The sequence below is a fragment of the Stenotrophomonas sp. TWI1183 genome, from assembly GCF_039673115.1.
GTDB lineage: Bacteria > Pseudomonadota > Gammaproteobacteria > Xanthomonadales > Xanthomonadaceae > Stenotrophomonas > Stenotrophomonas maltophilia_AA.
This window is the reverse complement of the sequence record NZ_JBDJKZ010000001.1, coordinates 282297-307517: the sequence shown is the minus strand read 5'-3', so window position 1 is coordinate 307517 and position 25221 is coordinate 282297. Positions and strand designations below refer to the sequence as shown.

The following is a 25221-nucleotide window of genomic DNA, read 5'->3' as shown; positions in this document are numbered from 1 at the left end:
TCATTTGTCAAACACCAGAGCCTGTGAATGAGACATCGGTTTCATTCCGTTTGCGGTCTATCAGCGGAACGGGGGCGTGCCGCACCCGCCGGACCGCCCCAGCCAGTCGCAAACCCCCGTGAGGTAAACTGTCCGGGCGCCGCAGCCCTTCGCCGCCGGCCATTGCTGGAGCCACCATGCCGTCGTCGAGCCGTAAAGCCACCACGCCCCTGATCGATGCCCAGGTGCACGTCGAGGGCTTCGTGCAGGTGCGCGAGGCGCGCCGGTCCGAGCTGGTCGAGGATTATGTGGAGCTGATCGCGGACCTGATCGCTGATGGCCGTGAGGCCCGCCAGGTGGACATCGCCAGTCGGCTCGGGGTGGCGCAGCCGACGGTCGCCAAGGCGCTCAAGCGCCTGGTCAAGGAGGGCTGGGCGATCCAGCGACCGTACCGTGGCGTGTTCCTGACCCCGGCCGGCGAGCAGCTGGCGGTGGAGATGCGTGCCCGCCACCAGACCGTGGAGCAGTTCCTGCTGGCATTGGGCGTGGACGCCGACTCGGCGCGCCGCGACGCCGAAGGCATCGAACACCACGTCAGCGAGGCCACCCTGGCCGCGTTCGAGGCATTCGTGCGCAAGGCCAACGGCCATGGTTGAGCGCCTCGCGCCGCCGCCCCCGCTGGGCGTGCCGGTGCACGACCAGGATGAGCACTGGATGCGCCATGCACTGGGCCTGGCCGAGCGTGCCGAGCGTGAGTTCAACGAGATTCCGGTCGGCGCGGTGCTGGTCGGTGCCGATGGCACCGTGCTCGGCGAAGGCTGGAACCTCAACATTGCCGACCACGACCCCAGCGCGCACGCCGAGATCGTGGCGATGCGGCAGGCGGGCAGGGCGCTGGCCAACCACCGGCTGATCGGCAGCACGCTGTACGTCACCCTGGAGCCGTGTGCGATGTGTGCCATGGCGATCGTGCATGCACGCGTGGCGCGGCTGGTGTATGCGGCGACCGACCCCAAGACCGGTGCCTGCGGCAGTGTGTTCGACCTGATCGGCGACCCGCGGCACAACCACCGTGTCGAGCTCCACGGCGGCGTGCTGGCCAAGGATGCCAGCACCCGCTTGACCAACTACTTCCGCGCCAAGCGCGGCAAGCCGCCGCTGCTGCTGGAGTAAGGGCGCCGCAGCGACAGGCTCGTGACGCGTTGGCGGTATCATGTGGGCCTTATCCATTCCCGGTCGCGGCGCAGGCGGCGACCCAGCACAAGGCGAACACATGGCGGACAACGGCGCAGAAGGCGAGCGACTGATCTGGATCGATCTGGAAATGACCGGTCTGGACACCGACAACGATGCCATCATCGAGATCGCCACGGTGGTGACCGATGCGCAGTTGAACGTGCTGGCCGAAGGTCCGGAGTTCGCGATCCATCATCCGGTCGAGCGGCTGGAGGCCATGGACGAATGGAACCGCAACCAGCATCGCCGATCCGGCCTGTGGCAGCGCGTGGTCGACAGCAGCGTGACGCTGGGCCAGGCCGAGGCGCAGACCATCGCGTTCCTGCAGCAGTGGATCAAGGCGGGTGCCTCGCCGATGTGCGGCAATTCGATCTGCCAGGACCGTCGCTTCCTGCACCGCGAAATGCCGCGCCTGGAGAAGTACTTCCACTACCGGAACCTGGACGTTTCCACGATCAAGGAACTGGCCAAGCGCTGGGCCCCGGGCGTCGCCGCCGGCGTCGGCAAGACCGCCAGCCATACCGCGCTGAGCGACGTGCACGATTCCATCGCGGAGCTGCGCCATTACCGGCAGTTCATGGGCGCGCTGTCGGGCCTGCCGGCCTGAGCCTACCGGAGCATTCAGCCACCGGCAGGCGAGGCAACAAGCGCTAGACATCGGCGGCGCTATGATCGCGGCCATGAACGCCATCACCTCGCCGCAACCGCCGCCGCTGTCGTCCTCGATCCTGCCGACCTCGCAGGATTGGCGCGATCTGCAGCGAGCGGTGGACCTGCTGGAATCGCCCACGCTGACCGCCAAGATGGCGAACCTGATCGGCTCGCCGCTGGAGTTCGCGGTCAAGCGGCTGCCCGATTCGGTATCGCGCCGCATCCATGGTGCGGTCGAGGCGGCATTGTTCAAATCCGCCCAGGCCGCGTTGTGGACGATGGACAACACGCCCGGCAAGGCGGCCTCCACCCGTTGGCACAAACTGGCCGCAGCCACCTCCGGTGCAGTCGGCGGCGCGTTCGGGTTCACCACGCTGTTCATCGAACTGCCGGTGTCGACCACGATCATGATGCGCTCGGTAGCCGACGTCGCCCGCAGCGAGGGCTTCGACCTGCGTGACATGAGCACCCGGCACGCCTGTCTGGAGGTGTTCGCGCTGGGCGGTAATTCGGGCAAGGACGACGCCAGCGAGACCGGCTACTACATCACCCGTGGCTTCACCGCCGAAGTGATGCGCCACCTCTCCGCCGAGCTGGCCGGGCGCGCGGTCGGCGGCAGCCCGGTGATGATCGGGCTGACCCCGAAGGAGGCCGGCAAGTGGCTGGCCAAGCTCGTGGAGAAGGTCGCCGCGCGCTTCGGCGTGGTGGTCACCGAGAAGTTCGCCGCGCAGGCGGTGCCGATCGTAGGGGCGGTGGCCGGTGCAACGCTCAACACCATGTTCACCGACTACTACCAGGACGTCGCGCGCGGGCACTTCATCGTGCGCCGGCTGGAACGTACCTACGGCTACGAGACCGTGCGCGCGGCCTACTCGATGCTGGCGGCCGAGCGTACCTGATCGATCGTTGCACGGGCGGCACAACTGTTTTGCCGCCGCAGGGCTGTTGAGCGGGCGGTGCGGTCCCCATCCTTGTCGGCATCACCGCTTCGGCGGCGCCCCCCGATCAAGGATTCCCATGCTGTTCTCCCCCTACACCCGTGGCGCGTTGACGCTGCCCAACCGTATCGTGATGCCGCCGATGACCCGTTCGCGGGCCGGTGCGGGCAACGTTGCCACGCCGCTGATGGCCGAGTACTACGCCCAGCGCGCCTCGGCCGGCCTGATCGTCAGCGAAGGTACCCAGATCAGCCAGCAGGGCCAGGGCTACGCCTGGACCCCGGGCATCCATGACGAGGCCCAGATCGCCGGCTGGCGCGGCGTCACCGACGCTGTCCACGCGGCGGGTGGCCGCATCGTCGCCCAGCTCTGGCATGTCGGCCGCGTCTCGCATGTGGCCCTGCAGCCGGGTGGCGCCGCACCGGTGTCCTCCTCGGCGCTGCTGGCCGAGGGCGTCAAGGTGTTCGTCGATCCGGAAGGGCGCGGCCCGCAGAGCGGCGTCGGCGAGTTGGTGCAGCACTCGATGCCGCGCGCATTGGCCATCGATGAGATCGCCGGGATCGTGCGCGACTACGCGGCGGCCGCGCGCAATGCGATCGCGGCAGGCTTCGATGGCATCGAACTGCATGGCGCCAACGGCTACCTGATCAACCAGTTCATCGACTCCCAGGCCAACCAGCGCACGGATGCCTACGGTGGCGCGCTGCAGAACCGCCTGCGCTTCCTGCGCGAGGTGACCGAAGCGGTGGCTGCGGAGATCGGTGCCGAGCGCGTCGGCGTGCGTCTGGCCCCGCTGACCACGCTGCAGGGCGCGGTGGACGACACCCCGCAGGCGACCTACCTGGCCGCCGCGCACCTGTTGGACCGGATCGGCGTGGGCTACCTGCATATCGCCGAAGCCGACTGGGAGGATGCACCGGTGATGCCGGTGGCCTTCAAGGAAGCGCTGCGCATGATCTACCGGGGCACGCTGATCTACGCGGGCAAGTACACCGTGGCGCGCGCGGAGGAAGCGCTGGCCAAGGGCTGGGCCGACCTGATCGCGTTCGGCCGGCCGTTCATCGCCAACCCGGACCTGCCGGAGCGGCTGCAGCAGGGCCTGTCGTTGAACCCGTCGGACAAGGCGACGTTCTTCGGGGGCGGAGCGGAAGGGTTTACCGATTACCCGGTGGCCGAGCTGGCCGAGCCGGCCGAGCCCGCCGACGCCTGACGGTAGTGCCACGCCATGCGTGGCAACGCGGACCTTCCGGCCATTGGATGCCCACCAAATGGCGGCCCAACGAAAAGCAGCCACGCATGGCGTGGCTCTACCCCTGGGACCAAATGCCGCGTCCCAAAAACAAAACCCCGCTTGCGCGGGGTTTTGTTCTTCATCGCATTGCCGAAGGGATCAACCCTTGGCTTTGAGCTTGGCCAGACGCAGCCAGGTATCCACCACGGTGTCCGGGTTCAGCGACACCGATTCAATGCCTTCCTGCATCAGCCATTCGGCCAGGTCCGGATGATCGGACGGGCCCTGGCCGCAGATGCCGACGTACTTGCCCTTGGCGCGCGCGGACTTGATCGCCATCGACAGCAGCTTCTTCACCGCCGGGTTCCGCTCGTCGAACAGGTGCGCGACGATCGAGGAATCGCGGTCCAGGCCCAGGGTCAGCTGGGTCAGGTCGTTGGAGCCGATCGAGAAGCCGTCGAAGATCTCCAGGAACTCATCGGCGAGCAGTGCGTTGGACGGCACTTCGCACATCATGATGATCTTCAGGCCGTTTTCGCCCTGCTTCAGGCCGTTCTGTTCCAGCACCTCGACGACCTTGCGGCCTTCTTCCAGGGTGCGCACGAACGGGATCATGACCCACAGGTTGTCCAGGCCCATCTCGTTGCGCACGCGCAGCACGGCCTGGCATTCCAGGGCGAAGGCGGCCGAGAAGCTCGGGTCGACGTAACGGCTGGCGCCGCGGAAGCCGATCATCGGGTTCTCTTCGTGCGGCTCGTAGTTGCTGCCGCCGATCAGGTTGGCGTACTCGTTGGACTTGAAGTCCGACAGGCGCACGATCACCGGGTTCGGGGCGACCGACGCGGTCAGCGTGGCGATGCCTTCGGCCAGGCGACCGACGTAGAAGCTGACCGGATCGGCGTAACCGGCGATCTTCTCGTCGATCTTCTTCTTGGTCGCCGCGTCCTGACGGTCGTACTCCAGCAGCGCGTTCGGGTGGATGCCGATGTGGCTGGCGATGATCATTTCCAGACGGGCCAGGCCGATGCCGGCGTTCGGCAGCTGGCCGAAGTCGAAGGCACGTTCCGGGTTGGCCACGTTCATCATGATCTTCAGCGGCGCCGGCGGCATGTTGCCCAGGTCCGTGGTGGTGCGCTCGAATTCGAGGATGCCGTCGTAGATGAAGCCGGTGTCACCCTCGGCGCAGCTGACGGTCACTTCCTGGCCATCCTGGATCAGCTGGGTCGCGTTGCCCGAGCCGACCACGGCCGGTACGCCCAGCTCACGCGCGATGATCGCCGCGTGGCAGGTACGGCCGCCGCGGTTGGTCACGATGGCCGAGGCGCGCTTCATCACCGGCTCCCAATCGGGATCGGTCATGTCGGCGATCAGCACGTCGCCGGGCTGCACGCGGGCCATGTCGTCCAGGGTGCGCACTACGCGGGCGGTACCGGCACCGATCTTGGCGCCGACGGCGCGGCCTTCGGCCAGCACCTTGCCGTCCTTCTGGTTCAGTGCGAAACGTTCGATCTGGGTGGCATGGCCACGCGACTTCACCGTCTCCGGACGCGCCTGCACGATGAACAGCTTGCCGCTGACACCGTCCTTGGCCCACTCGATATCCATCGGGCGGCCGTAATGCTTTTCGATCACCAGCGCCTGCTTGGACAGTTCCTGCACGTCCTCATCGCTGATCGAGAAGGTGTTGCGCAGCTCGGCCGGGGTGTCTTCGATGCGCACGCGCTCACCGGGGACATCCGAATACACCATGCGGATCGCCTTGCTGCCGAGCGAGCGGCGCAGGATCGCCGGCTTGCCCGCGCTCAGGGTGGGCTTGTAGACGTAGAACTCGTCCGGGTTGACCGCACCCTGCACGACCATTTCGCCCAGGCCGAACGAGGAGGTGACGAACACCACGTCGCGGAAGCCGGACTCGGTGTCCAGGGTGAACAGCACGCCGGACGAACCGACGCCCGAGCGCACCATCAGCTGCACGCCGGCGGACAGGAACACGTCCTCGTGCTTGAAGCCGTGGTGGACGCGGTAGGCGATCGCGCGGTCGTTGTAGAGCGAGGCGAACACTTCCTTGACCTTGAGCACGACATCGTCGGCGCCGGTCACGTTGAGGAAGGTTTCCTGCTGGCCGGCGAAGGACGCATCGGGCAGATCTTCGGCGGTCGCCGAGGAACGCACCGCGACCGCGACGTCGCCGCCGCCGTTTTCGCTGCACAGCTTGGCGTAGGCGGTGCGGATGTCCTGGTCCAGCGCCGGGTGGAGCGGGGCATCGATCACCCAGCCGCGGATTTCCTTGCCGGCGATCGTCAGGGCACCGACATCTTCCACGTCCAGCGTGGCCAGCTTGTCGAAGATGCGCTTGGACAGATCGTTGTGGGCGATGAAGTCCTTGAAGGCTTCAGAGGTGGTTGCGTAACCGCCGGGGACAGACACCCCCAGACCGGCCAGATTGCCGATCATTTCGCCAAGCGACGAATTCTTGCCGCCTACGCGGGCCAGATCGGCCAGGCGCAGTTCGTGCAACCACAGGATATTCTCGTTCAAGCGCGATGCTCCGTTTGGCCATCGCCCGAGGCGGGCTGGATGGCCACGTCCGTAGGAAGAAGCCGATATGATGCCGGGCAGACCGCTGTCGGCACAAGCTTGTATCGACAGCCTTTTTAAGCTTCGGAGGGGGTAAAAGCCGTATGTCGACGATCCGTCCGGTGTTCTACGTGTCCGATGGAACCGGTATCACCGCTGAAACCATTGGGCATAGCCTCCTGACCCAGTTCTCCGGGTTCAGCTTCATCACCGACCGAATGTCGTTCATCGATGATCCGGAAAAAGCGCGGGAAGCCTGTGAAAGGATCCGTGCAGCGGGGGAGCGGTACCAGGTTCGGCCCATCGTGGTCAGTTCCTGCGTGGACAGCGGGCTGAGCATCATCCTGGCCGAAAGCGGCGGGTTGATGCTGGACGTGTTCGCCCCCTTCATCGAGCCGCTGGAGCGCGAACTGGCGGTCAACCGGCATTCCCGGGTCGGCCAGGCGCACGGCATGGTCGACTTCGAGACCTACCACCGGCGCATCAACGCGATGAACTTCGCGCTGACCCATGACGACGGCATCGCCATCAACTACGACGATGCCGACGTGATCCTGGTGGCCGTGTCGCGGGCCGGCAAGACTCCCACCTGCATCTACCTGGCCCTGCATTACGGGGTCCGCGCGGCCAACTACCCGCTGACCGACGAGGATCTGGAGCAGGACCGGCTGCCGCCCCGGCTGCGTCCGTACCGCAAGAAGCTGTTCGGCCTGACCATCGACCCGGACCGCCTGCAGCAGATCCGCCAGGAGCGCCGCCCCAATTCGCGCTACGCCAACCTGGAGACCTGCCGCCGCGAGGTCGCCGCGGCCGAGACCATGTTCCGGATGGAGCGGATCCCGACCCTGAGCACCACCCACACCTCGATCGAGGAAATCTCGAGCAAGGTGCTGGGCACGCTGGGGCTGCAGCGCGAGATGTACTGATTTGGCACGCGAATCAGTACGCGCATTGCACCTCTCCGGGGGAGCGGTAGTGCCGGCCGCTGGCCGGCTCCTCCAGGTCTCGAACGGAGCGGTTTGTCAGGGCAGCCGGCCAGCGGCCGGCACTACAACAGCGCAGGATGTGCAGTGAGCCGGCCAGCGGCCGGCACTACCCCGCGTCCGTGAACCGGTGGCGGGCCGCCCCTTTGGCCGGGCTGCTGCCGCCCCCACGTTGGGAGATCAACGTGTAGGATCGACCCATGGCCCAGGCATCGCCCCGTATCGAACGCATTCCCCGGCTCAGCCGCCTGAGCTGGCTGATGGGGCTTTACGCCGAGAACTACCAGCACCTGGTGCGTCTGTTCGCGCCGTCCGAGCTGGTACCCGGCAGTTATGTCTCCTCGATCGGCGACGGCCTGGACGTGCGGCTCGACGTGATCGAGTGCCACCGTTACACGGTCGAGCTGCGTCTGACCTACGACTTCGCCGACCCGGTCACCGGGCAGCCGGATCCGTCGGCCTATGTGCGCCTCTACCGTGACGCCCGCCAGGCCGAGACCACCCATTGCTACGTCGGGCGCCGCTGGCAGGACGTGGTGGGCATGTACCCGCCGCCGGCCGAGCTGATCAGCCACCGCATGCGGATGAACACCTTCCTCGGTAAATGGCTGGAATACCTGGCCGAACGCGGCCACGGCGTGGCGACCCTGCGTCGGGATGGCGCGGTGGCGGCACCCGCGGATGCCCGTCGCACCACCCTGGTGCCCTGAGCCGCCCCCTGGCGGATCACGCATAATCGGGGGTCTGTGTTCCCCCGAGCCTGTGCGAAATGCCCTATACCCCCATCGTGGCCACCCTGGGCTACGTGCTGTCCGCCGACGGCAAGCAAGTGCTGATGATCCACCGCAACGCCCGCCCCGGTGACCTGCACCTGGGCAAGTACAACGGGCTGGGCGGCAAGATGGAGCGCGATGAAGACGCCGCCGCCTGCATGCGCCGCGAGATCCGCGAAGAAGCCGGGATCGAGTGCGGGACCATGCGCCTGCGCGGCACGATCAGCTGGCCGGGCTTCGGCAAGAACGGCGAGGACTGGTTCGGTTTCGTGTTCGTCATCGATGACTTCACCGGCACGCCGCTGACCTCCAATCCGGAGGGCACCCTGGAATGGGTGGACGTGGACAGGATCGACAGCCTGCCGCTGTGGGAAGGCGATCGCAGCTTCCTGCCGCTGGTCTTCGACGACGAGCCCCGCGCCTTCCATGGCGTGATGCCGTACCGCGATGGCGCCATGGAATCCTGGAGCTACACCCGGCTGTAGTGCCGGCCAGCGGCCGTCACTACCTGCGGGCGAGCAGCAGGTGGAAATGCTTGTTGACCTCGCGCCCGTCGTTGCTGCGCCCGGTTTCGTGATGGGCGCGCCAGCCCTGTACGGTCAATCCAGCGCTGCGCAGGGCTTGCTCGACCTCGGCCAGTTCGTGCAGGTGGAAGCCATGCGCGGTGAACGGCAGGGTGCGCATGAAGGCGGCATCCCCAAAGGCCAGGCAGAGCCGGCCACCGGGGCGCAGCACGCGGGCCAGTTCGGCGAACGGGAATTTCAGTTCGTCCCAGAAATACAGGGTGTTCACTGCCAGCGCCGCGTCGATGCAGGCCGCGTCCAGGGGCAGGGCCTGGGCATCGCCGAGCCGGACCTCGGCGCGATCCTGCAGCCCTCGCGCGGCCAGCAGCGTGTTGCCCGCGTCGACCATCGCGGCCGAGACATCCAGCCCCAGATAGAGGCTGCCCGAGGCACGCAGCAGATCGGGCGCGAAGGCCGCATTGCCCGGGCCGATCTCCAGCACCTGCTCGCCCGCGGTGACCGCCAGCAGGGCGATCGCGGCGCGGTTGAGGTCGCCGTTGCTGCGGTTCATCGATTCGGCCACGACGAGCGCGTGCTCACCGTGCGGGTGGCGCAACTGGGCGGCCAGATGGTCGAGGGAAAGCACGCGCAAGACTCCTGTCGGTTGGCGGCAGGACCTGGCGGCGGCGGAGTCCATCCACCAGCTTAGCCCACCGGCGGCACCGATGGGCGCGCCTGTGTAGATCGATCGGCCAGCCACGATGAAGATCGGTGATCAACAAATCACCAAGGTCGCGTCTATTGAGACTGAGTTGTCCACAGGGGGTGTGGATGACTCGTGGGCAAGTTTGTGGATAAGCGCCTCCGGCCCCCGCTGGCGCTCGCTGTCAAGATGGGTGGTCAAAAATTCACCGCAGGTCGTCCCCGCGTGAACGGCGCGGCAAGGCCGGGTACGGTGGCGTAGGGTGGGGTGTCCGGGTGCGGGCCGCTCGCGGTACTCTCTTGCGATTGCCGCCACCCGATCTTCCATGAAACGTCATTTCTCGATGTTGCGCGAGTTCCACCTGGCCGACTGGTTCACCCTGGCCAACGCGTTCTGCGGCACCGGCGCGGTCTTCGCCGCCATGCGCTACCTGCAGGACGGCGAGCGCAGCTACCTGCTGTTCGGCATGGCGCTGATCCCGCTGGCCTTCATCTTCGACGCACTGGACGGGCGCATCGCCCGCTGGCGCAAATCCAGCTCCACGCTGGGCCGCGAGCTGGATTCGCTGTCGGACATCATTTCCTTCGGCGTGGCCCCGGCGGCGCTGGCCTACGCCTGCGGCATGCAGGGCGGCTGGGACTGGCTGGTGCTGAGCTATTTCGTCTGCTGCGGTGTCAGCCGCCTGGCGCGCTACAACGTGACCGCCGAGGCGCTGGCTGGTGAAGGCGACAAGGTGCCGTACTTCGAGGGCACCCCGATTCCGACCAGCCTGGCGCTGGTGGTGGTGCTGGCCGTGGCGGCGAGCGTCGGCGCGACCGGCGCGGACCTGTGGCTGGGCCAGTGGCAGCTCGGCCCGTGGCAGCTGCACCCGCTGGTGCTGCTGTTCGCGCTGTCCGGCTCGCTGATGATCAGCAAGACCCTGCGCATCCCCAAGCCGTGAGGCGGCGCGGCGCGGCATTGCTATCATCGTTTCCCGAGACGGGAGGGCGATCATGACCACGGCGGGCAGCGGCAGCGGCGCAGGCGATGTAGAGGCCTTGGCGCGGCAGTATTTCAGTGCGTGGGGCGATGCCCTGCGGCACGCTGCGGCAGCGCCGGGCCATACGGGTGGCCCTGATGGCCAGGGCAACTGGCAGCAGGCGATCGACGGGTGGGCGCAGATGATGCCCAACGCCGCCAGCGGCCCGGCCGACGAGGCCGTGCACCGCTTCCGTGAGCAGGCGGGTGGCTGGTACGGGACCATGCAGCAGGTGGCCGCGCAGTTCGCCGGCCGCGACACCACCAGCGCCGACGTCGCGCAGGCCTGGCGCACGGCCGTGCTGGGGCAGGGCGACGGACTGCTGCAGTGGATGCTGCAGGGCGCACGCGGACACACGCATGCCGAGGGGCCCGATCTTCTCCAGTTGCTGGAGACCTTGCAGCGCCAGCTTGGCCCGTGGCTGCAGAGCCCGGCGTTCGGTCCCGGTCGCGAGCATCAGGCCCGGTGGCAGGCACTGCTGCGTGCGCAGCAGGAGTATCAGGCGCATTCGCGCGATTACGTGGAGCAGATCAAGCAGGCACTGGACGATGCGTTCACCCTGTTCGAGCAGCGCCTGGCCGAGCACGAACAGCCGGGCAACCAGCTGACCAGTGCGCGGGCGATGTTCGATCTGTGGATCGACGCGGCCGAAGAGGCGTATGCCAAGGTCGCGCTGTCCGAGCCGTTCCAGACGGTCTATGCCTCGCTGGGCAACGCCCAGATGCGGCTGCGCGCGGCCACCCAGCAGGAAATCGAACGGCTGACCGAGAGCTTCGGGCTGCCGACGCGCACGGAGATGGATGCGGCGCATCGCCGGATCGCCGAGCTGGAGCGGTTGGTGCGGCGCATGGCCAGCGGCGCGGGTACGGCGGGCCCCAACAAGGCAACATCCGGCAAGGCAGCACCGAAGCAGGGCAAGGCACCTGCGGCAGCGCGTGCGGCTGCGGCACCTGCCGGTAAGGCCAAGGCGAGCAGGCCCGCGGTAAAGCCAGCCGCCGCGAGCAAACGCGCAGGCAACGTTTCCACGCCGGCCGAGGCCGCCAAGCCCACCTCCAAGCCCCGGAAGCGCAGCGCATGAAAGGCCCCCTGGGCTTCAACGCCGAAGACCTGCTGCAGGAAACCCTGGCCATGCAGCGCAAGCTGATGGATGGCCTGAAGCTGCTGCCGTCGGTGGACGATGTCGATTACGGCGTGACCACCCGCGAAGAGATCTGGCGCGACGGCAAGGTCACGCTGTACCGCTTCGTCGGTACCGAAGCGCCGGTGCACCGCACGCCGCTGCTGATCGTCTATGCGCTGGTCAACCGGCCGTACATGGTCGACCTGCAGACTGACCGCTCGCTGGTGCAGAAACTGCTGGCGCTGGGCCACGATGTCTATGTGCTGGACTGGGGCTACCCGGACCGTTCCGAGCGCTACCAGACGCTGGAGGATTACCTGCTGCGCTTCGTGGATGGCGCGGTGGATCACCTGCAGGCGCGCAGCGGTGGCGAGCCGATCAACATGCTGGGCATCTGCCAGGGCGGCGTGTTCGCGCTTTGCTATGCCGCGCTGCGCCAGGCCAAGCTGGCGAACCTGATCACCATGGTCACCCCTGTCGATTTCCACACGCCGGACAACATGCTCTCGCACTGGGCGCGGCAGGTGGATGTGGACCTGCTGGTGGACACGCTGGGCAACATCCCGGCCGACCTGATGAATGCCAGTTACCTGATGCTCAAGCCGTTCCGCCTCAACGTCCAGAAGTACGTGGGCCTGCTCGACATCCTCGACGACAAGGACGCGCTGGAAGATTTCCTGCGCATGGAGAAGTGGATTTTCGACTCGCCCGATCTTGCTGGCGAGGCGTTCCGTGACTTCATCAAGCAGTTCTACCAGGGCAATGGCCTGATGCACGACGGCGTGCGCATCGGCGAAGAACAGGTCGACCTCCAGCAGGTCACGTTGCCGGTACTGAACATCTATGCCGAGCAGGACCATCTGGTCCCGCCGGATGCATCGCGCGCGCTGCGCGGTCGAATCGGCAGCACGGACTACACCGAAAGCAGTTTCCGCGGTGGCCATATCGGCATCTACGTTTCCGGGCGCGCGCAGCGCGAGGTTCCGGCGACCATCACCGGTTGGTTGAACGAGCGCGCGCAATGAACATTCGCCCCCTTCTCTGGCTGGCCGTGGGTCTGTCGGGCATTGGTGCCGCCCAGGCCGCGCCCAGCGAGGCCGCCCGCCGCGAGATCGCCGGCCTGATCGGTGCGCTGGATGGCTCCAGCTGCCGCTTCCAGCGCAACGGCAGCTGGCATGATGCGCCCGAGGCGCGGGCCCACCTGCAGCGCAAGTACGACTACCTGCTCAAGAAGGACAAGGTGGACACCGCCGAGCAGTTCATCGAGCGGGCCGCCAGCCAGAGCAGCATGAGCGGCAAGCCGTACCGGATCGCCTGCCCGGGCCAGCCGGAGCAGACCGCCGCGGTCTGGTTCGGGGCGCGACTCAAGGCCCTGCGCCAACGCACCCCGTAGACACGGTTCGCGCTAGAGTCGGCACCTACCGGCTCGAGACCCCGTGCATGAACACACCGCCGCGCCCGCTGTCCCGTTCGCTCAACGACCGCATGATCGCCGGGGTGATGGGCGGCATCGCGCATCGCTACGGCTGGAACGTCACCCTGGTGCGGGTGCTGTTCGTGCTGATCTCGATCGGCTCGGCCGCCTTCCCGGGCATCCTGGTCTACCTGATCCTGTGGCTGTTGATCCCCAACGAGGCCGATTGAGCCTGTCGCCGCTGCTGCTGCGCGCCCTGCAGGGGCTGGGCGCGCTGTGGACGTCACCCAACACCCTGATCGGCCTGGCCGCCGGCACCGCCGGGATGCTGGCCGGTGCGCGGCCATCGTGGAACGCGCGCGACTGCGCCATCGTGTTCCGCGAGTTTCCGTGGGGGCCGGGTGGGGCGATCACGCTGGGCAATGTCATCCTGCATACCGGACAGGTACTGGACGTACCGTGCCGCACGTACGCGCACCAGGCGGGCCACGCCAGCGAGCCGGTGATCGGCCTGCACGACCACGAGCGTGCGCATGTCTACCAGTATCTGGTGCTGGGGCCGTTGTATCTTCCGGTGTATCTGCTCTGTGGTGGCGTGAGCGCACGCAATCCGTTCGAGCGGGCGGCCGATGTGTACGCGCTGCACGGGCGGGGTTGGTGGCCCTGTTATTTCCGCGTTAAATCCATGTAAGAAAAATGTCGACAACGCGGCGTCATCTGCATGCAAAAAAACGTTATTAGCCTGCATGACGAATCAGTCAGGTTTGCCGGGGTAAACTTGCATCGCTGTATGAGCAACAACGTTTTTCTGGAGGAATACATCACATGGCAATCGTTCTTTATGTCGGTGGTAGCAAGGATGGCGACAAGGGCCTCGTGCCCCATGGCTTCAGCAAGTCCCAGGCCGATACCGAGCTGGGCCCGGAGATCTACACCGAGCGGTTCATGGAGCTGCAGGGTGTGGGCAGGGTGCGGGTGATGGCGTTGGAGTCGATGCGCGACGACATCGTCCATCAGCGTGCTGCAGTGCATTACCGGTAAGCGAGCCACACCGCGGAGGTGCCCGGTTGTCGCGGGCGCCCGCGCCGGCATCCCAGCCCCACGCAGGATGCCGGCGTGAACGCAGGACCCCCTCGTGTGGTGATCGCCACGGGGCGACAGGTTCGGCCCGGCCTGTCAACGGCTTTCCCCCGCCGCCCGGCATCGCCAGAATGGGTTCTTTCCGCAAAGCGGCTCCGGCCGGAAGCAATGCCTGACATCAAGCTCGCGCAGCAGATCGCCCAGACCATCGCCGATGAGATCGGTGCCCAGACCGCCCAGGCCCTCGCCGCCATCGCCCTGTTGGACGAAGGCGCCAGCGTTCCGTTCATCGCCCGCTACCGCAAGGAAGTCACCGGCGGCCTGGACGATACCCAGCTGCGCAACCTCGAAACGCGCCTGACCTACCTGCGCGAACTGGAAGACCGCCGCGCCGCGGTGCTCTCCAGCATCGACGAACAAGGCAAGCTCAGCGACGAGCTGCGCAACGAGATCCTCGGCGCGGACACCAAGTCGCGCCTGGAAGATCTGTACCTGCCCTACAAGCCCAAGCGCCGCACCCGTGCGCAGATCGCGCGCGAAGCCGGCCTGGAGCCGCTGGCCGATGGGCTGCTGGCCGATCCCGGCCTGGACCCGCAGGTGTTCGGCGCGGGCTTTGTCGATGGCGACAAGGGCGTGGCCGACGTCAAGGCGGCCCTGGAAGGCGCCCGTGCGATCCTGATGGAGCGCTGGGGCGAAGATGCCGCGCTGGTTGGCGAGCTGCGCACCTGGCTGGGCGAGAACGGCGTGATCCGCGCACGTGTCGCCGAGGGCAAGGAAGAGCAGGGTGCCAAGTACCGCGATTACTTCGAGCATTCGGAGTCGCTGGCAAAGATTCCGTCGCACCGGCTGCTGGCGCTGTTCCGTGCGCGGCGCGAGGAAATCCTGTTCCTGGAGCTGGACCCGGGCAGCGATGCGGAGGCCGGCAATCTGTACGCCGAAGGCCGTGTCGCGCACAACGCCGGCATCCGCGACGCCGGCCGCCCCGGCGACCGCTGGTTGCTGGACGCCTGCCGCCTGACCTGGCGCGCCAAGCTGCACATGCACCTGCTGCTGGACCTGTTCAACCAGGCCCGCGAGAAGGCCGAGGCCGAGGCGATCGCGGTGTTCGGCGACAACCTCAAGGACCTGCTGCTGTCCGCCCCGGCCGGCCCCAAGGCCGTGCTCGGCCTGGACCCGGGCATCCGCACCGGCTGCAAGATCGCCGTGGTCGATGCCACCGGCAAGCTGGTGGCCACCGACACCATCTACCCGCACGAACCGCGCCGCCAGTGGGACCAGTCGCTGCACGCGATCAAGCAGTTGTGCGTGCAGCACAACGTGGACCTGATCGCGATCGGCAACGGTACCGCCAGCCGCGAAACCGACAAGCTGGCCGGTGAGGTGATCAAGGCACTGGGTGATACGAAGCTGCAGAAGATCGTGGTCAGCGAAGCCGGTGCATCGGTGTACTCGGCCTCGGAGTTCGCGGCCAAGGAATTCCCGAACCTGGACGTGTCCATCCGTGGCGCGGTGTCGATCGCCCGCCGCCTGCAGGACCCGCTGGCCGAACTGGTCAAGATCGATCCGAAGGCGATCGGCGTGGGCCAGTACCAGCACGACGTGGACCAGTACCGGCTGGCGCGCGCGCTGGATGCGCGCGTGGAGGACTGCGTCAACGCGGTCGGCGTGCACGTCAACACCGCCTCGGCCGCGCTGCTCTCGCGCGTGTCTGGGCTGTCGTCCACCGTCGCCGAGAACATCGTGCGCCACCGCGACGACAACGGTCCGTTCAAGCGCCGCAAGGACCTGCTCAAGGTGCCGCGCCTGGGCGAGAAGACCTTCGAGCAGTGCGCCGGCTTCCTGCGCATCGCCGATGGGGACCAGCCGCTGGATGCCTCCTCGGTGCACCCGGAAGCCTACCCGGTGGTGGAGCGCATCGTGGCCGCCACCGCACGCCCGATCAAGGCGCTGATCGGCGACGGCAGCTTCCTGCGTGGGCTCAAGGCCGAGCAGTTCACCGACGAAACCTTCGGTGTGCCGACCGTGCGCGACATCCTCAAGGAACTGGAAAAGCCCGGCCGCGATCCGCGGCCCGAGTTCAAGGCCGCGCGCTTCGCTGACGGTGTCGAAGAACTGAAGGACCTCAAGGTCGGGATGATCCTGGAGGGCGTGGTCAGCAACGTGGCCGCGTTCGGTGCCTTCGTGGACATCGGTGTCCACCAGGACGGCCTGATCCACATCTCCGCGTTGTCGGACACCTACGTCAAGGATCCGCGCGACGTGGTCAAGGCCGGTGACATCGTCAAGGTGAAGGTGCTGGAGGTCGACGTGGCGCGCAAGCGCATCGCGCTGACCCGGCGCCTGGACGACACCCCGGCTCCGGTCAAGGCACCCGGCGAGCGCGATGCGCGCCCGGCCGGTGGCGGTCGCCGGGAGGGTGGGGCAGGCAACGGCCCGCGCAATGGCGGCCGTGGCACCCCCTCCGGGCCGCGTCCGGGCAGTGCCGCGCCGCCGGCCAACAATGCGCTGGCCGACGCCTTCGCCCGGGCCAAGCGCGGCGGTTGAGCGCTTTCCGCTGCCTGCCAGGGGCCGCCTTCGGGCGGCCCTTGACGTTTCTGGTCCCTGCCGATGGGCGGAGGCACTTCTGGTTTCGCCCGGGTTTACGCACACTTCGCGTTCAATGCCCGTAGGGTAGGTGGACGGCGGGGAGCCCAGATGACAGACGACCAGGCAGGACCGGGCGACCGGGCGGGCCGCAGCGCCGATGACCGCGCTGGCGCCGCGCTGCGCGAGATGGCCGAACAGCGCCACCGGCTGGAGATGATCATCGAGGGCACCGCGGCGGGCACCTGGGACTGGGACATTCCCGGTAACCAGATGCGGGTCAACGAACGCTGGGCGGAGATCGTGGGCTACACCCGCGAGGAACTGGCGCCGATCACGCCGGAGACCTTCTTCCGGCTGGTGCATCCCGACGACCTGGCCCAGTCCAACGCGTTGCTCGAGGAGCACATGGCGGGCCGCTCGCCGCGCTACGACAGCCTGTGCCGGATGCGGCACAAGAAGGGCCACTGGATCTGGGTGCAGGACCGGGGCCGCGTCTACGAACGCGATGCACAGGGCCGGCCGCTGTGGATGGCCGGCGCGCATGCCGACGTCACCGAGCTTCAGGAGGCCCGGCAGGATGCGGCCAACATGCGCCAGCGCCTGCAGGCGGTCGTCGATGCCTCCGACGAGGTGGCGGTGATCGCCACCGACATCGACGGGGTGGTCAATCTGTTCAACACCGGTGCGCAGAAACTGCTCGGCTACCGCCCCGATGAAGTGATCGGACGGGTCAACCCGGGCCTCTTCCACGATCCGGAGGAGATGCGTGCCTACCTGCAGCCCCAGATGGGGGCGGACGGGCGTCTGCCGACCGTGTTCGAGGCGTTGAGCGCGCGGGCCGCGCAGGGCACCTGGTCGCATCAGTGGACGTTCCTGCGCAAGGACGGCGGGCGCCGCCAGGTGCGCCTGTCGATCAGTCCGCTGGACTGCGCCGGCGGCAACCGGATCGGCTACGTCGGCATGGCGGTCGACCTGACCCCGCTGCTGCAGGTCCGCGAGCAGGCATTCCTGGCCTCGGAGAAATTCGCCGGGGCGTTCTCGTCCGCGGCGCTGGGCATGGCCCTGGTATCGCTGGAGGGGCGCTGGCTGGACGTCAACGATTCGCTGTGCGGCATCCTCGGCTACACCCGTGCCGAGCTGCTGCTGATCGATTTCCAGACGCTGACGCATCCGGACGACCTGCATACCGACCTCGCCCTGCTTGGCGATCTGCTGGCCGGTCGCCGCGAGCATTACCACATGGAGAAGCGCTACCTGGGCAAGGCCGGCAACCTGGTCTGGGGGCGGCTGTCAGTCTCGCTGGTCCGCACGGAAAATGGCGAGCCGCTGCATTTCGTCTCCCAGATCCAGGACGTGACCGCGCAACGGCTCAGCGGCCAGCAGCTGCGCGAATCCGAGCAGCGCACCCGGGTCACGCTGGATGCGGTGGCCGACATGGTGCTGACCCTGGACCTGCACGGTGGCATCCAGTACGCCAACGCAGCGGCCACCCGCGCGCTGGCGGGCGAGGGCGCCGACGCACTGGCCGGGAGCCGGCTGCAGGAGGTGGTGGAACTCACCACCGAGTACGCGCCGCGCTCGCCGTTGGACGTGGCGGTGCTGCTCGACCCGGACAGCAATGCGGTCGACCTGCATTCGGACCTGCTGCTCGCGGTGGGAACCCACCTGCTGCCGGTCGACCTGACCCGTGCCTGGCTGCGCGATGAGGACGGGCTGACCAGCGGCGCGGTCTGGGTGATCCGTGACGTCACCCAGCAGCGCGCGCGCCAGCGCGAGGCCCGGCACCTGGCTGAGATCGACCCGCTGACCGAGCTGAGCAACCGGCGCGGATTCGAGGCGCACCTGCAGCAGGCCATCACCCGCGTGGCCCGCACCGGTCAGTCGGCCTCGTTGATGTACATCGACCTGGACCACTTCAAACCGGTCAATGACACCCACGGCCATCTGGCCGGTGATGCGGTGCTGTGGGCCGTGGCCAGCGTATTGCGGCACGGGGTGCGGGATTCGGACATCGTGGCGCGGCTGGGGGGCGATGAGTTCGCGGTGATCCTGGCCGGCTGTTCGCTCAAGCGTGCTCGCCGCATCGCCAGCGACCTGCTCGAGGCGATGCGTGGGTTGTCCATCCCCTGGGACCAGCGCCGGCTGAGCGTGGGCGCGAGCATCGGCATCGCGCCCCTGTTCGGCGGCATGAGCGTGGATGACGCCGTGGCGGCGGCGGATGCGCAGTGCTACCGGGCCAAGGCGCTGGGGCGCGACAACGTGCAGGTGGAAGCCCAGGCGCTCGGTGCAATCGACCCGCTGGACGCGCTGGATGCCAGCGAAAGCGGCGAGTAGACCCCGGCCCAGCCTGCGCCACGGCGCGACGATGATGGCCCTAAAGCTTTCAGAAGACGCGCCGTTATATGACTCGCAGTTGCTGCCTGTCTGCTCACGTGGATACCTGGCCGTACATCTTTTTTAATGGTTCATGTTCACCGGCCTGCCCGGTGTTTGAAGTCCATCGAAGCAACGTCATCCCCACTGGCGATCTTCGTGAGTCCCAGCCAACGGAATACCGCCACCGGGCCACCGCCCGGCGCTGACCTATTCGCTAACCGGACACCGAGGTCTAAAGATGATTACTTCAGGCTTGCACACGCATGTGCCAGGTCGTGACAGCGACGCCGATGCAGGCTCGTTGTGGCGTTCGCTCACCGCATTGTTCGTTTCCCGTCGCGCCGCCCATGGCGCTGCGGCATCTGCCGCGCTGCAGCGGCAGGCCGAGCTGGAAGACCAGGTCAAGGCGCTGCACCGGGTGCAGGCAGTGATCGAGTTCCACCTCGACGGCACCATCGTGCACGCCAACGACAATTTCCTGCAGACGCTGGGCTACACCCTCGAGGAAATCCAGGGCAAACACCACGCCATGTTCGTCGATGCCGAGTATGCGCAGAGCAGGGAATACCGGGACTTCTGGGCCAACCTGGGCCGCGGTGAGTTCGAAGCGGGCCAGTATCGGCGGCTCGGAAAGGGCGGCCGCGAAATCTGGATCCAGGCGTCCTACAACCCGGTCTTCGACAGCCACGGGCGGCCCTACAAGGTGGTGAAGTTCGCCACCGACATCACCGCGCAGAAGTTCCAGGCCGCCGATTTCGCCGGCCAGCTGGCGGCGATCAACAAATCGCAGGCCGTGATCGAGTTCGACCTGGAGGGCCGCATCCTGGCCGCCAACGAGAATTTCCTCGCCGCGATGGGATATGCACTGGACGAGGTGCGCGGGCAGCATCATGCGATGTTCGCCGAGCCCGACTATCGGCAGAGTGCGGAGTACCGTGCGTTCTGGGCCAAGCTCGGCCGCGGCGAGTACGATGCCGGCCAGTACAAGCGGCTGGGCAAAGGCGGTCGCGAGGTCTGGATCCAGGCCTCGTACAACCCGATCTACGACATGAACGGACGCCCGTTCAAGGTCGTCAAGTACGCCACCGACATCACCGCGCAGGTGCGTGACACCCTGGCGCTGCAGCAGGCCGTCGCCCAGACGCGCGAGGTCGTCGCCGCGGCGCAGGCCGGCGACCTGACCGGCCATATCGCCACCGAGGACAAGTCCGGCCCGATCGCCGAGCTGTGCCAGGGCATCAATGCGCTGGTGGAGGCGATGGCCGGGATCATCGCCCAGATCAAGCTGGCCGCCGACACCATCGCGGTGGGTGCCAGCGAGATCGCCGAAGGCAACAGCGACCTGTCCGTGCGTACCGAACAGCAGGCCGCCTCGCTGGAGGAAACGGCGGTCTCGATGAAAGGCCTGACCGCCACGGTGCGTCGCACCGCCGACAATGCCCGCCAGGCCAATCAACTGGCCGGCGGCGCGGTGGAGGTGGCCGCGCAGGGTGGGCAGGTGGTGCACGAGGTGGTCTCGACCATGTCGCTGATCAACGATTCCTCGCGCCGCATCGTCGACATCATCGGGGTGATCGACGGCATCGCGTTCCAGACCAATATCCTGGCGCTCAACGCGGCGGTGGAGGCGGCCCGCGCGGGTGAGCATGGCCGTGGCTTTGCCGTGGTCGCCTCGGAAATCCGCTCGCTGTCGCAGCGTTCGGCCGAGGCCGCCAAGGAGATCAAGCAGCTGATCGGCGATTCGGTCGAGAAGGTCGGGGCAGGCACGCGCCAGGTCGAGAGCGCGGGGCGCACCATGGACGAGATCGTGGTCAGCGTGAAGCGCGTGAGTGATCTCATGGCCGACATCAGCGCCGCGGCCCAGCAGCAGAGCGAAGGCATCGAGCAGATCAACCAGGTGGTCGAGCATATCGACGAGAGCACCCAGCAGAATGCCGCGCTGGTCGAAGAGGCCTCGGCGGCCGCACGCAGCATGGAAGAGCAGTCGACCCAGCTGCTGCAGACGGTGGCGGCGTTCCGGGTGACGGGGGCGGTGGGTGCGGCGCGGCCGGCTGCGGCGAATACGCACAATGGCGCACATCCGACGCTTCGGCTGGTCTGAGCGGGTCTGGATGCACCTGATATGAGAAGGCCGGACCGGAGCGGTCCGGCCTTCGTCACCGCTTAGAGTCCGACAAGACTTTCCACCGGAATACCCAGATTCCGGTGCAGGTTGCGGATCATGTTCAACGTCAACGCACGCTTGCCGTTGAGCACCTCGTAAACCCGATTGGGCTGGCCGATGCTGGGCACCAGATCCTTGGCGGTCAATCCGGATTGCTCCATGCGGAACTTGATCGCCTCGATCGGGTCGGGAGGGGCAATCGCGTGGTGCTTGCTCTCGTAGGACTCGATCAGGGTGATGAGTACGTCGAACTCATCGCCTTCGGGGGTGCCGACCTCGGGAGGGTGGTCGAAGTAGTGCGACACAGCCTTGAGAGCGAGCTGATAGTCGTCTTCATTGCGGATGGGACGGATGTTCATGGGGTGCACTCCACCGTAGTCACATCGATTGCATCGTATTGGGCATGCGTGCCGATGAATTTGATGTAGACCGCTTGGTATTGATAGGCGATTGCCACCACGAGGCGGTAGTCATTGCCTTTGATGTTGAACACGACGCGATTGTTCGCCACGAAACTGGCCGTCGCGTAATGATTCCGGATGTCCTGCGGCGTACGCCACTCAGCATTCTTCGCCTCGTCGTACCAGGCCTTGAGAGATTGCTCTGCTGCAGGGTACTTGGCCCAGAATCGCTCGAGTACAGGCTTTGCCAGGATTCGCATCTGCACATTTTAGTCCCGTTTTGGGACTTGGGCAAGGAGGCCAGCAGGCAGGCGAACCCGCCGCGCACAAAAAAACGCCCCGGATCCGTCGATCGGGGCGTTCTGGTTTTCCATGGTGCCGAAGGTGGGACTCGAACCCACACGCTTTTAAGGGCGGCGGATTTTGAGTCCGCTGCGTCTACCGATTCCGCCACTTCGGCTGGCTGGCCGCGTAGTGTATACAAGATGTCGACATTTGTGCAGACCTGAATGCTTAAGTTCCTGTCAGGGTTTCACCTACACAGGACGCTATACTCATCGCGCTGAACCATACAGGGAGTCGTCATGAGCGCGCTGCAGGATCTTCGGGTGCTGGTGGTCGAAAACGACGAAATGAGTGCGGCCCTGCTGCAGATGCAGCTGGCGCAGTCCGGCGCCGTGGTGGTGGGACTGGCGGCCTCGGTCGCCGAGGCACTGCGCCTGCTCGCCGAAACCGAGCCACAGGTGGTGCTGCTGGATTACCGCTTGGCCAACAACGAGACCAGCGAAGCGGTGGCCGCTGCCCTGGTGGCGCGCCAGATCCCCTTCGTGCTGGCGACCGGCATGGCGACCGAGCATCTGCCCGAGGCATTCCGGCCGGGTGTCATCCTGACCAAGCCGTACCTGACGGCCGACCTGAACACCGCGCTGGGGCGTGCCCGGGTGGGCGACTCCGTCGCCGGCTGAGCGGCGACCTCAGGCTGCTTCGGCGTGTGCCAGGGCGACCGGTTCGCGGTCGTCCAGGATCCGGTACAGCGCGGCCAGATCCTGCGGGTCCGGATTCAGCCACGCATCCAGATGTTCGCGCCGGATCGGGACGATGCATCGGTCATGGCCGGTCCGCGCCACATCGGCAGGCGGATCATCGGTGATCGCGGCGAACGACAGCAGGCGACCTTCCGGTCCTTCCCACTCCGACCACAGGCACGCGATCAGCAGATCGCGCGGCGGCTGCGGACTGAACTCCAGGACGACGTTCTCGGCTTTCTCGCCGGGTGAGAGCGGGCGCTGCTCCAGTGCGTGCCGCGGTACGTGCTCGTAGAACGACTGCACCACCACCACGCCATGCCGATGGCCGAACGCGGATTTCCAGTACGCCTCCAGGCTGTCCCGGCGTGCGTTGTACGTACCGGGATACAGCGCGTCGTTGCGCGCGGGCTTGTCCGGCAGCCGGCACTGGTATCGCATCGGCTTGATCACGCGCTGCCCGTGCTCGGACACGATCACCGGCGCGTAGACCCCCGGGAAAATGCGGCTGTCGCGCGGCACCAGGCCCGCGCGCTGCAGATCGGACAGGCGCGTCTGCGCGCGCTCGATGCGGTTGCCGGCCACGCGCACTTCGGTGCGCGCCTTCTGCGTGGGGCGCGTAGCCAGTTGTTCCTCGGCCGCTTTCAAGCGCGCGCCCTGCAGGCGCACTTCCTCATCCAGTGCCTGCATTTCCTCGGCATGCCATTGCTGGATCCGCGCCACGATCTCCTGGCCCTGCGCGGTGCGCGCGCCGGCAAAGCCGTCGTCCATCGCCTTGGGGGTCTTCGGGCGCTGCTTGCCGGCATCGTGGGCATAGAGCTGGGCGAACTCGTCCAGCGACATCATGGCGCCGTACTCACGGACCAGCTTGGTGTAGTCGGCGCGGATCTGGGCGGAATAGCACATGGCGGGAGAGCAGGGTGGGCAGGGGGACAGGATAGGCCCATGGGTCGCACATCCTGCGAATCCGTTCGGGCATGCTGAGCGTCCATTCAGTGCTGGATCCGCGTCATGTCGCTGCCCGTCGGTGTTCACTGCATTCCGTTACCGCCCAGCGTGGAGGAGTACCGCGCGCTGCGGGTGCTGGCCGGCCTGAGCCCGAAATCGGCCGAGGCGGCGGCGCGTGGCCTGCCCAATACGGTGTTCGGCGTGAGCCTGCGCGAAGGCGACCGGCTGCTGGCCATGGGTCGGATCATCGGCGACGGTGGCTGCTTCCTGCAGGTGGTGGATATCGCGGTGGTGCCGGACCGCCAGGGGCAGGGCCTGGGCAAGGCCGTGATGCAGCAGCTGGATGGCTGGCTGCGCGCGAATGTCGTCGGTGCCTACGTGAGCCTGATCGCCGATGGGGAGGCGCATCGGCTGTATGCGCAGTTCGGCTTCGCCTTGACCGCGCCGCGTTCGGTGGGCATGGCGAAGGTGGTGGCGTAGGCAAATAAACAAACAGCCCCGACCGAAGTCAGGGCTGTTTGTTTGAAGCTGGCGTCCCCACGGGGATTCGAACCCCGGTCGCCACCGTGAAAGGGTGATGTCCTAGGCCTCTAGACGATGGGGACGCGTTAAACCGAATTTTTGGCTTCCATCGGACGGCCTGTGTCCGGAGAAGTGGTGGAGCCAGGCGGGATCGAACCGCCGACCTCCTGCATGCCATGCAGGCGCTCTCCCAGCTGAGCTATGGCCCCACAGTTGTGCTGCGAGCCGCCTATCATAGCGGCGGTTTTGCCGGATGGGAAGGGGGTGTCAAACAAAAAGCCCCGACCGAAGTCAGGGCTGTTTGTTTGAAGCTGGCGTCCCCACGGGGATTCGAACCCCGGTCGCCACCGTGAAAGGGTGATGTCCTAGGCCTCTAGACGATGGGGACGCGTTAAACCGAATTTTTGGCTTCCATCGGACGGCCTGTGTCCGGAGAAGTGGTGGAGCCAGGCGGGATCGAACCGCCGACCTCCTGCATGCCATGCAGGCGCTCTCCCAGCTGAGCTATGGCCCCACGTTGTACCGCGAGCCGCCTAGTATATCTGCCTGTTCACGTTTGTGGAAGCCTTTCGGGACATCCGCAACGCAACCGCAGTAAGCGGTGAACAAAAAGACCCGGCATGCCGGGCCTCGGTGTTCTTCTGATGAGTGGCGTCCCCACGGGGATTCGAACCCCGGTCGCCACCGTGAAAGGGTGATGTCCTAGGCCTCTAGACGATGGGGACGCATGAATCTCATCAAATTGTTCAGCACACCCGGACGGCCTAATGTCCGGAGTGGTGGAGCCAGGCGGGATCGAACCGCCGACCTCCTGCATGCCATGCAGGCGCTCTCCCAGCTGAGCTATGGCCCCACGATGCTGGAGGCGGAATTCTACGCGGCCGTGAAGCGTTCGCCAAGTCTTTTTTCTGAAACACCGAAGAAAGAATGCACACGACCACTCGACCATCGATGCCGCCGGTTCCCGGCAGTCCGCATCGACACGCAGACCAA

The 25221-nt window shown here is 66.7% G+C and carries 25 protein-coding genes and 7 tRNA genes; 20 read left to right on the top strand and 12 right to left on the bottom strand.

All coding sequences use genetic code 11. The features are described from left to right. The first annotated feature begins 176 nt into the window (after positions 1–176). The 5 genes from mntR to ABE434_RS01430 all read left to right on the top strand — a co-directional run bounded on the left by mntR (position 177) and on the right by ABE434_RS01430 (position 4014). Positions 177–635, top strand: a complete 459-nt coding sequence (gene mntR, locus ABE434_RS01450; RefSeq protein WP_176988641.1) for a manganese-binding transcriptional regulator MntR — start codon at positions 177–179, stop codon at positions 633–635. Beyond that, the gene (tadA, locus tag ABE434_RS01445; protein WP_179458660.1) at positions 628–1152 is read left to right on the top strand and encodes a tRNA adenosine(34) deaminase TadA; all 525 of its coding nucleotides are present in this window, start codon (positions 628–630) and stop codon (positions 1150–1152) included. Before mntR ends, tadA begins: the two co-directional genes overlap by 8 nt. Before the next feature lie 100 nt (positions 1153–1252). Continuing rightward, entirely contained in the window at positions 1253–1822 is a 570-nt protein-coding gene (gene orn / locus ABE434_RS01440; protein WP_176988643.1) for an oligoribonuclease, read from the top strand. A 73-nt stretch (positions 1823–1895) separates the two neighbouring features. Beyond that, positions 1896–2765, top strand: coding sequence for an EcsC family protein (locus tag ABE434_RS01435; RefSeq protein WP_346477533.1), 870 nt, complete (start codon positions 1896–1898; stop codon positions 2763–2765). 118 nt (positions 2766–2883) lie between these two features. After that, positions 2884–4014 (top strand): alkene reductase, encoded by a 1131-nt coding sequence (locus tag ABE434_RS01430; protein WP_346477532.1) that lies wholly within the window; start codon positions 2884–2886, stop codon positions 4012–4014. A gap of 180 nt (positions 4015–4194) precedes the next feature. Here ABE434_RS01430 and ppsA read toward each other — a convergent pair whose 3' ends face one another. After that, entirely contained in the window at positions 4195–6573 is a 2379-nt protein-coding gene (ppsA, locus tag ABE434_RS01425) for a phosphoenolpyruvate synthase (protein ID WP_346477531.1), read from the bottom strand. Positions 6574–6716: 143 nt separating this feature from the next. Here ppsA and ABE434_RS01420 point away from each other — a divergent pair, with 143 nt between their 5' ends. The 3 genes from ABE434_RS01420 (at position 6717) to ABE434_RS01410 (ending at position 8853) form a co-directional block, all read left to right on the top strand. Then, positions 6717–7538: a pyruvate, water dikinase regulatory protein gene (locus ABE434_RS01420; protein WP_019184148.1), complete on the top strand. Its 822-nt coding sequence runs from the start codon at positions 6717–6719 to the stop codon at positions 7536–7538. A gap of 257 nt (positions 7539–7795) precedes the next feature. After that, positions 7796–8305, top strand: coding sequence for a DUF1249 domain-containing protein (locus ABE434_RS01415; RefSeq protein WP_179458666.1), 510 nt, complete (start codon positions 7796–7798; stop codon positions 8303–8305). A 59-nt stretch (positions 8306–8364) separates the two neighbouring features. Beyond that, a complete protein-coding gene (locus ABE434_RS01410) occupies positions 8365–8853 on the top strand; it encodes an 8-oxo-dGTP diphosphatase (RefSeq protein ID WP_179458667.1) in 489 nt (162 codons plus the stop codon). Positions 8854–8872: 19 nt separating this feature from the next. Here ABE434_RS01410 and ABE434_RS01405 read toward each other — a convergent pair whose 3' ends face one another. Further along, positions 8873–9523: a methyltransferase domain-containing protein gene (locus ABE434_RS01405; protein ID WP_346477530.1), complete on the bottom strand. Its 651-nt coding sequence runs from the start codon at positions 9521–9523 to the stop codon at positions 8873–8875. Between the two features lie 376 nt (positions 9524–9899). Here ABE434_RS01405 and ABE434_RS01400 point away from each other — a divergent pair, with 376 nt between their 5' ends. The 10 genes from ABE434_RS01400 (at position 9900) to ABE434_RS01355 (ending at position 21269) form a co-directional block, all read left to right on the top strand. Then, positions 9900–10514, top strand: coding sequence for a CDP-alcohol phosphatidyltransferase family protein (locus tag ABE434_RS01400; RefSeq protein ID WP_070474651.1), 615 nt, complete (start codon positions 9900–9902; stop codon positions 10512–10514). Positions 10515–10566: 52 nt separating this feature from the next. Next, on the top strand, positions 10567–11670 hold the full coding sequence (phaE, locus tag ABE434_RS01395; RefSeq protein WP_346477529.1) for a class III poly(R)-hydroxyalkanoic acid synthase subunit PhaE: 1104 nt from the start codon (positions 10567–10569) through the stop codon (positions 11668–11670). Next, a complete protein-coding gene (locus tag ABE434_RS01390; protein ID WP_346477528.1) occupies positions 11667–12737 on the top strand; it encodes a class III poly(R)-hydroxyalkanoic acid synthase subunit PhaC in 1071 nt (356 codons plus the stop codon). Before phaE ends, ABE434_RS01390 begins: the two co-directional genes overlap by 4 nt. Beyond that, positions 12734–13105, top strand: a complete 372-nt coding sequence (locus ABE434_RS01385; RefSeq protein WP_346477527.1) for a YfeK family protein — start codon at positions 12734–12736, stop codon at positions 13103–13105. The genes ABE434_RS01390 and ABE434_RS01385 overlap by 4 nt, the downstream gene beginning before the upstream one ends. 47 nt (positions 13106–13152) lie before the next feature. After that, a complete protein-coding gene (locus ABE434_RS01380; RefSeq protein ID WP_123729552.1) occupies positions 13153–13356 on the top strand; it encodes a PspC domain-containing protein in 204 nt (67 codons plus the stop codon). After that, positions 13353–13817: a hypothetical protein gene (locus tag ABE434_RS01375; protein WP_346477526.1), complete on the top strand. Its 465-nt coding sequence runs from the start codon at positions 13353–13355 to the stop codon at positions 13815–13817. Before ABE434_RS01380 ends, ABE434_RS01375 begins: the two co-directional genes overlap by 4 nt. 134 nt (positions 13818–13951) lie before the next feature. After that, complete coding sequence (locus ABE434_RS01370; protein ID WP_176988654.1) at positions 13952–14167, top strand: hypothetical protein; 216 nt, start codon at positions 13952–13954, stop codon at positions 14165–14167. A 207-nt stretch (positions 14168–14374) separates the two neighbouring features. Then, the gene (locus tag ABE434_RS01365; protein WP_346477525.1) at positions 14375–16750 is read left to right on the top strand and encodes a Tex family protein; all 2376 of its coding nucleotides are present in this window, start codon (positions 14375–14377) and stop codon (positions 16748–16750) included. Positions 16751–16978: 228 nt separating this feature from the next. Next, entirely contained in the window at positions 16979–19126 is a 2148-nt protein-coding gene (locus tag ABE434_RS01360) for a PAS domain S-box protein (protein ID WP_346477689.1), read from the top strand. A 280-nt stretch (positions 19127–19406) separates the two neighbouring features. Beyond that, positions 19407–21269: a methyl-accepting chemotaxis protein gene (locus tag ABE434_RS01355; protein ID WP_346477524.1), complete on the top strand. Its 1863-nt coding sequence runs from the start codon at positions 19407–19409 to the stop codon at positions 21267–21269. Positions 21270–21331: 62 nt separating this feature from the next. Here the strand turns inward: ABE434_RS01355 and ABE434_RS01350 are convergent, their stop codons facing one another. From ABE434_RS01350 to ABE434_RS01340, 3 genes are all read right to left on the bottom strand, one after another. Further along, positions 21332–21691 carry a transcriptional regulator gene (locus ABE434_RS01350; protein WP_346477523.1) on the bottom strand — a complete coding sequence of 120 codons (360 nt, stop codon included), beginning with the start codon at positions 21689–21691 and terminating at the stop codon, positions 21332–21334. Further along, positions 21688–21993 (bottom strand): type II toxin-antitoxin system HigB family toxin, encoded by a 306-nt coding sequence (locus ABE434_RS01345; protein ID WP_346477688.1) that lies wholly within the window; start codon positions 21991–21993, stop codon positions 21688–21690. The genes ABE434_RS01350 and ABE434_RS01345 overlap by 4 nt, the downstream gene beginning before the upstream one ends. Positions 21994–22106: 113 nt before the next feature. Continuing rightward, positions 22107–22193 (bottom strand) — tRNA-Leu (locus tag ABE434_RS01340). 124 nt (positions 22194–22317) lie between these two features. Here ABE434_RS01340 and ABE434_RS01335 point away from each other — a divergent pair. Continuing rightward, positions 22318–22698 carry a response regulator gene (locus tag ABE434_RS01335; protein ID WP_346477522.1) on the top strand — a complete coding sequence of 127 codons (381 nt, stop codon included), beginning with the start codon at positions 22318–22320 and terminating at the stop codon, positions 22696–22698. Between the two features lie 9 nt (positions 22699–22707). Here ABE434_RS01335 and ABE434_RS01330 read toward each other — a convergent pair whose 3' ends face one another. Further along, a complete protein-coding gene (locus tag ABE434_RS01330; RefSeq protein WP_176988658.1) occupies positions 22708–23664 on the bottom strand; it encodes an SOS response-associated peptidase family protein in 957 nt (318 codons plus the stop codon). Positions 23665–23769: 105 nt separating this feature from the next. Here ABE434_RS01330 and ABE434_RS01325 point away from each other — a divergent pair, with 105 nt between their 5' ends. Then, positions 23770–24186 carry a GNAT family N-acetyltransferase gene (locus tag ABE434_RS01325; RefSeq protein WP_346477521.1) on the top strand — a complete coding sequence of 139 codons (417 nt, stop codon included), beginning with the start codon at positions 23770–23772 and terminating at the stop codon, positions 24184–24186. A gap of 49 nt (positions 24187–24235) precedes the next feature. Here ABE434_RS01325 and ABE434_RS01320 read toward each other — a convergent pair. The 6 genes from ABE434_RS01320 to ABE434_RS01295 form a co-directional block, all read right to left on the bottom strand. Next, positions 24236–24311, bottom strand: a tRNA-Glu gene (locus ABE434_RS01320). A gap of 50 nt (positions 24312–24361) precedes the next feature. Further along, positions 24362–24437, bottom strand: a tRNA-Ala gene (locus tag ABE434_RS01315). A 103-nt stretch (positions 24438–24540) separates the two neighbouring features. Next, a tRNA-Glu gene (locus ABE434_RS01310) sits at positions 24541–24616 on the bottom strand. Positions 24617–24666: 50 nt separating this feature from the next. Next, positions 24667–24742, bottom strand: a tRNA-Ala gene (locus ABE434_RS01305). Between the two features lie 135 nt (positions 24743–24877). Continuing rightward, positions 24878–24953 (bottom strand) — tRNA-Glu (locus tag ABE434_RS01300). Positions 24954–25005: 52 nt separating this feature from the next. Further along, positions 25006–25081 (bottom strand) — tRNA-Ala (locus ABE434_RS01295). Positions 25082–25221: the final 140 nt, after the last annotated feature.